The following is a 301-nucleotide window of genomic DNA, read 5'->3' on the forward strand; positions in this document are numbered from 1 at the left end:
CGGATGAGTTGACAGGGGGTGAAATATGTCACTTGGTGATGAGATTGTCGCCCGGATTGCCCGAGTCGGGGCGTTACATGCCGCCCCGGTTGCGCCCCCATCGGGCGCTCCCGGCCCGGCAGCGGCCAGAGAAGGCGACCCGATTAAACATGCCAGCTTCCTCGGTGCTCTGGCCCTGTCTTTCCTACACAAATATTTTAACCCGCCCCCTCGTTATTGAACTTTTCCCTCATAGATTGATCTCAATAAAAAACACAACTTGAGGTAATCTTTATGTTTTCAACCTGCGCCGAACAATGGG

The 301-nt window shown here is 53.8% G+C and carries 1 protein-coding gene; it reads left to right on the forward strand.

The features are described 5' to 3' along the window. Positions 1–25 precede the first annotated feature (25 nt). Positions 26–220, forward strand: a complete 195-nt coding sequence (locus tag C5471_RS23770) for a hypothetical protein (RefSeq protein ID WP_166296744.1) — start codon at positions 26–28, stop codon at positions 218–220. Positions 221–301: the final 81 nt, after the last annotated feature.

It is taken from the genome of Photorhabdus tasmaniensis (assembly GCF_011189505.1).
GTDB lineage: Bacteria > Pseudomonadota > Gammaproteobacteria > Enterobacterales > Enterobacteriaceae > Photorhabdus > Photorhabdus tasmaniensis.

Coding starts and splice junctions, on each gene's coding strand:
- C5471_RS23770 (WP_166296744.1), top strand. CDS start 26: ATGTCACTTGGTGATGAGATTGTCGCCCGGATTGCCCGAGTCGGGGCG.